The sequence below is a fragment of the Actinomadura sp. 6K520 genome, from assembly GCF_004349245.1.
Lineage (GTDB): Bacteria > Actinomycetota > Actinomycetes > Streptosporangiales > Streptosporangiaceae > Spirillospora.
The window spans coordinates 1-1,300 of sequence record NZ_SMLC01000402.1 but is presented as its reverse complement, the minus strand read 5'-3'; the positions used below and the strand labels follow the sequence as shown (position 1 = coordinate 1,300).

At 72.7% G+C, this 1,300-nt stretch carries 1 protein-coding gene; it reads right to left on the bottom strand.

The window, feature by feature from the left end:
• Nucleotides 1–75: 75 nt before the first annotated feature.
• Entirely contained in the window at nt 76–1,275 is a 1,200-nt protein-coding gene (gene mftD, locus E1289_RS37650) for a pre-mycofactocin synthase MftD (RefSeq protein ID WP_131988963.1), read from the bottom strand.
• Between the last annotated feature and the right edge of the window lie 25 nt (nt 1,276–1,300).

Below are 1,300 nucleotides of genomic sequence, written 5' to 3'. Positions count from 1 at the left end.
AGCGTCAGATGGGTATAAGAGCCAGGCCTCCAGCCCGGCACGTCGTCCGGCCCGTCGTCCCCGGCACCCGCCACGTCAGCCCTCGGACCCGCCGCCCAGCGTGAGCCGGAAGCCCGGCGGGACGACGAGGTCATCCGGGGACAGGTCACCGATGCCGGCGTGCCCCAGGCCGAGGACGGCGGAGTCGAGGCCGCCGCGCAGGATGTCCAGGACGTTCTCCACCCCGGGCTGCCCGTTCGCGGCCAGGCCCCACAGGTAGGCGCGGCCGATGAGCACGGCCCGCGCACCCAGGGCGAGCGCCTTGGCGACGTCACCGCCGCGCCGCACACCGCCGTCGAGCAGCACCTCGACCTGGTCGCCGACCGCGTCCGCGACGGACGGCAGGACACGGATCGTGGCGGGCGTCGTGTCCAGGTTGTTGCCGCCGTGGTTCGACACCGACAGCGCCGTCACCCCGGCGTCGACGGCCTTCTTCGCGTCGTCGACGCGCGTGACGCCCTTGAGCATGAACGGGCCGCCCCACTCCTTGCGCAGCCACGCCACGTCCTCCCAGGTGGGCGGCGGTGTCTGCATCCACTCCCCGTAGGCGCCGAAGAAGGTGGGGGCGGGACCGTTCGGCGGCTTGAGGTTGGGGGCGGTCAGGTCGGGCAGCCGCCCCGACCTCGCGAAGCGCCACAGCCACCCGGGGTAGGGCAGGACGCCCGGCGCCAGCTTCGCCATCGTCCGCACGTCGATCTTCTCCGGGATCGCGGGGCTGCCCCAGTCGCGGCCGTGGGAGAACGACCAGTCGAGCGTGGCGATGAGCGCCTTGGCACCCGCCGCCTTCGCGCGCTCCATGCGCTGCAGCATCGCGTCGCGGTCGCCGCTCCAGTACATCTGGAAGAACACGTCGGGGTTGGCCGCGGCGACCTCCTCCACGGGTTTGCTCGCGAACGAGCTGAGGCCCATGATGACGCCCCGGTTGGCGGCGGCCCGCGCCACGGCGACCTCGCCGTCGGGGTGGACGGCCTGGACCCCGGTGGGGGAGATGACCACCGGGAACGACGACTCCACGCCCATCACGGTGGTGGAGAGATCACGCTCCGCCCTGTCACCGGCGCCGTGGCCGACGATGCGGGGGGCGAAGCCGAGCTCCCCGAACGCCTTGATGTTGTCGTCGACCGTCCGGCCGCGCTCCGAGCCCGCGACCAGGGCCCCGTAGACCATGTACGGCAGCCGCCGCTTGGCGCGCCGCTGGGCCTCGGCCACGGTCTCGAACCACGGGTTCCTGAACATGTGTGATGTCTCCTGGAGCTGTCTC